The organism is Streptomyces laculatispora, from assembly GCF_017353455.1.
Lineage (GTDB): Bacteria > Actinomycetota > Actinomycetes > Streptomycetales > Streptomycetaceae > Streptomyces > Streptomyces laculatispora.
Window position 1 is genome coordinate 1 of record NZ_JAFMPZ010000378.1, and the last position, 5,506, is coordinate 5,506.

7 protein-coding genes are annotated in these 5,506 nt (G+C 70.7%); 5 read left to right on the forward strand and 2 right to left on the reverse strand.

Annotated features, from left to right (window positions below; all coding sequences use genetic code 11):
- Positions 1-220: 220 nt before the first annotated feature.
- The gene (locus J1C73_RS19665) at positions 221-625 is read right to left on the reverse strand and encodes an ATP-binding protein (RefSeq protein ID WP_307797738.1); all 405 of its coding nucleotides are present in this window, start codon (positions 623-625) and stop codon (positions 221-223) included.
- 363 nt (positions 626-988) lie between these two features.
- Between J1C73_RS19665 and J1C73_RS19670 the strand changes: the two genes are divergently transcribed.
- The 3 genes from J1C73_RS19670 to J1C73_RS19680 all read left to right on the forward strand — a co-directional run bounded on the left by J1C73_RS19670 (position 989) and on the right by J1C73_RS19680 (position 3,001).
- A complete protein-coding gene (locus tag J1C73_RS19670) occupies positions 989-1,855 on the forward strand; it encodes a Sco1979 family transcriptional regulator (RefSeq protein WP_207317563.1) in 867 nt (288 codons plus the stop codon).
- A gap of 29 nt (positions 1,856-1,884) precedes the next feature.
- Positions 1,885-2,103 carry a DUF397 domain-containing protein gene (locus tag J1C73_RS19675; protein ID WP_242644420.1) on the forward strand — a complete coding sequence of 73 codons (219 nt, stop codon included), beginning with the start codon at positions 1,885-1,887 and terminating at the stop codon, positions 2,101-2,103.
- 82 nt (positions 2,104-2,185) lie between these two features.
- Complete coding sequence (locus J1C73_RS19680; protein ID WP_207317564.1) at positions 2,186-3,001, forward strand: SAM-dependent methyltransferase; 816 nt, start codon at positions 2,186-2,188, stop codon at positions 2,999-3,001.
- Between the two features lie 85 nt (positions 3,002-3,086).
- Here the strand turns inward: J1C73_RS19680 and J1C73_RS19685 are convergent, their stop codons facing one another.
- Entirely contained in the window at positions 3,087-3,860 is a 774-nt protein-coding gene (locus tag J1C73_RS19685; protein WP_207317565.1) for a hypothetical protein, read from the reverse strand.
- Between the two features lie 201 nt (positions 3,861-4,061).
- Here J1C73_RS19685 and J1C73_RS19690 point away from each other — a divergent pair, with 201 nt between their 5' ends.
- Positions 4,062-4,424 (forward strand): hypothetical protein, encoded by a 363-nt coding sequence (locus J1C73_RS19690; RefSeq protein WP_123463894.1) that lies wholly within the window; start codon positions 4,062-4,064, stop codon positions 4,422-4,424.
- A 308-nt stretch (positions 4,425-4,732) separates the two neighbouring features.
- The coding region (locus tag J1C73_RS19695; RefSeq protein ID WP_242644418.1) for an amidase family protein at positions 4,733-5,506 on the forward strand (774 nt) is incomplete at its 3' end.

Genomic DNA, 5,506 nt, shown 5'->3' on the forward strand with positions numbered 1-5,506 from the left:
GCCCCGGGCGAGCCCGGGGCCCGGTCGGCGCATACGTACAGCACGACGGGAGAAGCGGTTTCACCGTGGGGGGTCATGGGCGCCTTCTCTAGGTGGACCGGGGAGAACGGAGTCCTTGCCGCGCGTAGGGGACGTAGCGGGGGCCGGTCCTGTCCACGCCGCGTCCGCACTGTCGCTGCCGGGGCGGGTGCTTACTCGGTGCCGGCCGGCACCCGCCGCATCAGGGATAGGACGTCAACTCCGCCCAGACGAACTTGCCTTCGGTCCGCGTCGAGTGTGCGGAGCCCCAGCGGTCCGCGAGTTGCCGGACGAGCAACAGGCCTCGTCCGTTCTCCTCGCAGGGGCCGGCGAGGTGCTCGGGCGAGCGGACCGGGGTGGGGCCTTCGTCGTGGAGTTCGATACGCAGACGCCGCTCGTCGCCGGTCAGCGTGAGGCCACACAGGACCTGACCACTGTCGGTGTGGAGTATCGCGTTCGTGGTCAGCTCGGAGACCAGCAGCACCGCGTCGCAGCAGGTGTCGCCGGGCACCTTCCAGGCGCGGAGCCGGTCGCGCACGGAGTCGCGGGCGGATCTCGCGCTGGTGCGCAGGGCGGGCAGGCCGAACCAGTACTCCCGACGGGGCACGGTCCTCGCTAAGGCGGAGGCCGGGGCTGAGGGCGTGGGCAGAGTCACGGATGTTGCCTTCCAGTGCCGTCCGGGGGGCAGACGCGGTGTGGGGGTGCGGGCTGCAGCTCGAGGGGTGAGAGGCGTTGCCGAGTCAGGCGCCCTGCGGTGGGGTGCCGACGACGGCATCAGCATCACGTGTCCCGTCCGGGCCGGATGCTGCGTCGGAGTTGTGACTTGACCGCTCACATGTCAACTATGCGCGTGATCGACCTCACGCTGCAACCGGCTCCCTGATATTTTCAGGAGCGCGGGTATCAGACTGGCGTCTCCATCAAGCCACTGCAAGAATGGTCTTGTTGACGAAGCCTCAGGAGGTTGGGCGTGAGTGAAGCCCGTTCCGGCACCAGCGCACCGACAGTCCTGCGCATGATCCTCGGCCGTCGGCTGCAGGACATGCGGCTCGGCGCCGGTGCCTCGCTGGAGGACGCGGCAAAAGCACTGCGCGTGAAGACCCTGACGATCCGGCGGCTGGAAAAGGCCGAAGTCGCGCTGAGGCCTCTCTACGTGGAGAAGCTCCTGGAGACCTTCGGCGCGGACCGCCAGGAGATCGACGAGTTCGTCGCCCTGGCCGAGCAGGCCAACGAGCCCGGCTGGTGGCACTCCTACCGCGACGCCGTCCCCAGCTGGTTCACCGCCTACGTCAGCCTGGAGACCGGCGCCAAGACACTGCGCACCTATGAACCGCAGTACGTCACCGGCCTTCTGCAGACCCCGGACTACGCCCGCGCCGTGCTGCTCGGCGGGTTACCGAACGGCAGCGAGGAGGAGCTCGCGCGCCGCGTGGAGTTGCGGCTGCGCCGCCAGAGCCTGCTGGAGCGGGAGGACGCCCCCACGTTGTGGGTGGTCATGGAAGAAGCCGTCCTGTACCGGATGGTGGGCAGCCCCGACGTGATGCGGGAGCAGATCGAGCGGCTCCTGGACATGTCCGAGCTCGCGCATGTCAGCGTCGACATCGTGCCCTTCGCCGCGGGTGCGCATGTCGGGGCGTGTGCCCCGTTCACGTACTTCCGGTTCGAGGAACCCGAGTTGCCCGACATCGTCTACAGCGAACTCCTGTCCGCCTCCGTATACCTCGATCAGCGCGCGGATGTCGTCGCGCATCTCGAGGCGCATTCCCGTATGGCGCTGCTGACGTCGTCCGAGGACAGCAGGGCGCTCTTGAACCGCATGCGCAAGGAGTACTCGTGACGATCACCGACGAGGGTGTCTACAACGGTATGTCGGCTCGCGATCTCGGGGAGCAGGGCTGGGAGCGTCCCTGGAGCGGGCCGAACGGCGGTCAGTGCGTCGAGACGAAGAAGCTCGCCGACGGCCGTGTGGCCGTGCGGCAGTCGACCGACCCGGCCGGACCGGCGCTGATCTACGAGCCGGAGGAGATCGCCGCGTTCGTCCGCGGGGTGAAAGAGGGCCTGGCAGATCACTTGGCCGCCGGGTGAACCGGCGGCGGGCGGAAGGGACGGCGGCACCGGTCGCGTTCCTGGCCTGCGGGCCGACAGAGATACACATGAAGGGGAGAACATGACCGCCAGGCAGGCAGGCCGGGATCTCGACACGAGCAGGCCGCACTCGGCCCGGATGTACGACTACTTCCTCGGTGGCAAGGATCACTTCGAGGTCGACACGGATGCGGCTCTGGTCGCCGCCGACGCTCACCCCGGCATCTACGTGACCGCCCGCGAGAACCGGGCGTTCATGCACCGGGCCACCCGTGTCCTGGCGCAGGAGCACGGCATCCGCCAGTGGCTCGACATCGGCACGGGCATACCGACCGAGCCCAATCTGCACCAGGTCGCCCAGTCCGTCGCGCCCGATGCCCGCGTCGTGTACGCCGACAACGACCCCCTCGTCCTCAAGTACGCCGAACGCCTCATGCGCAGCACCACGCAGGGACGCACGGCCTACATCGAGGCCGACGTCACCCACCCCGACGCGCTGATGAGTGCCGTGGACGCCTCACAGGTGCTGGACTTCGACCAGCCCATCGCCCTCTCCCTCAACGCGCTCATGCACTTCATCACCGACCCGCACGACCCGTACGCCATCGTCCGCCGGCTGCTCGACTCCCTCCCGGCCGGCAGCGCCCTCGCGATGAACCACTGCACGCCCGACTTCGACCCGGTCACCTGGAACAAGGTCGCGGAGATCTACACCGGCTCGGGGACCCCGGTGCAGTTCCGTTCACACGGCGACGTCCGCCGTTTCTTCGACGGGCTCGACCTGATCGACCCCGGCGTCTGCTGCTGCCACCGCTGGCGTCCCGCCGCACCCGCCGACGGGACGGAGCCCACGGACGCCCAGATCGGCCTGTTGGCGGGCGTAGCCATCAAACGCTGACCGGGGTCGGGCCGACAGCCCGCGTCCGCGGCGCGGTTGACCAGTGGGAGCACGGGACGCTGTACGCGGTGCTCACCGTCCGGCATCACGCCGTGTCCGTCGGACGGCCCAGCAGGGCGTTGATGTCGAACGACTCGTCCGGCGGCGGCGTGGACGTGGGCACCGGCTTGTCGAACGCGGAGAAGTCCGCGGTCGCGTCCGCCCCGTCGCCCTGAAGGGTGAGCCGCAGGGGGTACGGCTTTCCGGTGGCCGCCACGTACAGGACCAGCGTCGTACGGTCCCGCATCCTGGTCAGCGGTACGACGGACGCGGTGCCGAGCGTGGTCTTCGGGGCCTTGTTGAGCGTGCCGGCGTCGTTGTCCGCGTTGTCGCTGACCAGTTTCTGGAAGGTGTGCGGATCGCAGGCCTTCGTCAGTGTGAGCAGCCGGGGGTCGGTGGCCGAGGCCCTCATGTAGCGGCCGTTCAGGATCGCGGCGTAGGCCGCGCCGCCGTCGGGGACCTGGTTCCTCCAGAAGTCCGCGTCCGGTCTGACCCAGACGTCGTTGCCGCGCTTGACGATCCGTACCGAGCCCTGGCTGTCGCCGAGGTCCACCGAGCCGTCGCAGTTGCCGCTCCGGTCCAGGGTGAGGTCGAGGGACATCGGCGTACTGTCCCTGCCGAGGTCCCCGTGCGTGCGCAGGTGCAAGGAGTGCGCGTCGAGCAGGGCGTCGCGGGCCCGGTCGGCGATCTGCTGGGCGGTGAGGTTGCCGATGTCGTCCGCCTGTGCCACGCCGCCGCCGACGAGGCCGCTGCCGGTGACGGAGAGCACGATCGCCGCGGTCCATGCGGCCGGGCGTGTGCCGAGGTGTGGACCGGTCACGTCGCCTCCTCGAAGGGTCGTGGCGGGGCTGTTCGGGTCTGCGGTCCGATCGTTCGAGCGTACGCCGGGACAGGGGTGGCCGCCCGACGGAGGGACGGCACGGGGGACGGGCACACAGCGTGACGTCTCGGCGGCGTTTTCGGTTATGGGGGCGGGGGACGGTTGCCACGGCACCCGGTTCGTCACGACCGAGAGGGAATCATGAAGAAGACCATGCGGAGTCTGTCCGTGACCGTGCTGCGGGGCGCCGCTGTCGCGGGGCTGACCGCGGCGTTCGCGGTCTCCACCGGCCTGGCCACGGCGGCCTCGGCCGCCGCCCCTGCGGCGACACCGCCGGGGCTGTCCTGCGAGACGGGCAAGCACGCCGTCGACGACTACACCGGCTACGCGCTGTGCCGGAACAACGGCGGCGCGGCGCGGACCTTCTGGGTGCACCTGGTGTGCGGCTGGTCCCCGGACGTCGACGGCGAGCACGTCACGCTCAACCCGGGCCAGTCCGGCCAGTCGACCGCGCACTGCGCGGGCCTCGGCACCGGAATCGGCGAGATCACGGTCCAGCCGTAGAGCCGTAGAGCCGAAGGGCTTTTGGACGTGTGGGGCCGTGGGAGCTGTGCGAGCGCTTCCGCGGCCCCACACGTTCCCGCGCCCGACGCGGGCCACGCGTCGATAGCCCGAATGCCACTCCGCCCCGCGACGGACCGCATCTGACGCCGCGTGCTGATCCAGCAGGGATTACGGGACAGCCCTCGGCCAACGGCACCGACACTCCCCGCCGAACGGTTGAGCGGACCGCTCCGACTCGTTACCCTCCAGTAAGTTCGTTCGGGCGGACAGGTGCGCGCACCTGACGGTACGAGGGAGGCGGGCAGCACATGTCCTCAGCGGATGCCATCGGAACGGACGTGGCGGTCCCGGATGGACTGGCCGACAGCGCACGGGCCCTGGCGGACGGCCGCACCACCGCCACGCGGCTGGTCTCCGCCGCCCTCGCCCGGATCGAGGCGAGCCAGGGCACGCTCAACGCCTTCCGGCATCTGCGGGCCGAGGCCGCACTCGCCGAGGCGGCCGAGGCCGACCGCCGGCTGGCCGCGGGGGAGCGGCTGCCGCTGCTCGGGGTGCCCGTCGCCGTCAAGGACGACACCGATGTCGCCGGGATGCCCACCTACTTCGGCTGCGCCGGGGAGCTGCCCGCCGCCACCGCGGACAGCGAGGCCGTACGCAGACTGCGTGCCGCCGGGGCCGTGATCGTCGGGAAGACCAACTCCTGCGAACTGGGCCAGTGGCCGTTCACCGAGGGGCCTGCTTTTGGCGCCACCCGCAATCCGTGGAACACCGACCACACCCCCGGCGGTTCGTCCGGCGGTTCGGCGGCCGCCGTCGCCGCCGGGCTGGTGCCCGCCGCGCTCGGCTCCGACGGTGCCGGGTCCGTCCGCATCCCGGCGGCCTGGACGCACCTCGTCGGCATCAAACCGCAGCGCGGCCGGATCTCGGTCCACCCCCACAGCGACGCCTTCCAGGGCCTCACCGTCAACGGACCGCTGGCCAGGACCGTCGCCGACGCCGCCCTGCTCCTGGACGCCGTCGCGGGGGCGCACCCCGACGACCCGCACCGCCCCCCGCCCGTCGAGGCCCGCGCCGCCGCCCGC

Coding starts and splice junctions, on each gene's coding strand:
- J1C73_RS19675 (WP_242644420.1), top strand. CDS start 1,885: ATGTCGGCTCGCGATCTCGGGGAGCAGGGCTGGGAGCGTCCCTGGAGC.
- J1C73_RS19680 (WP_207317564.1), top strand. CDS start 2,186: ATGACCGCCAGGCAGGCAGGCCGGGATCTCGACACGAGCAGGCCGCAC.
- J1C73_RS19690 (WP_123463894.1), top strand. CDS start 4,062: ATGAAGAAGACCATGCGGAGTCTGTCCGTGACCGTGCTGCGGGGCGCC.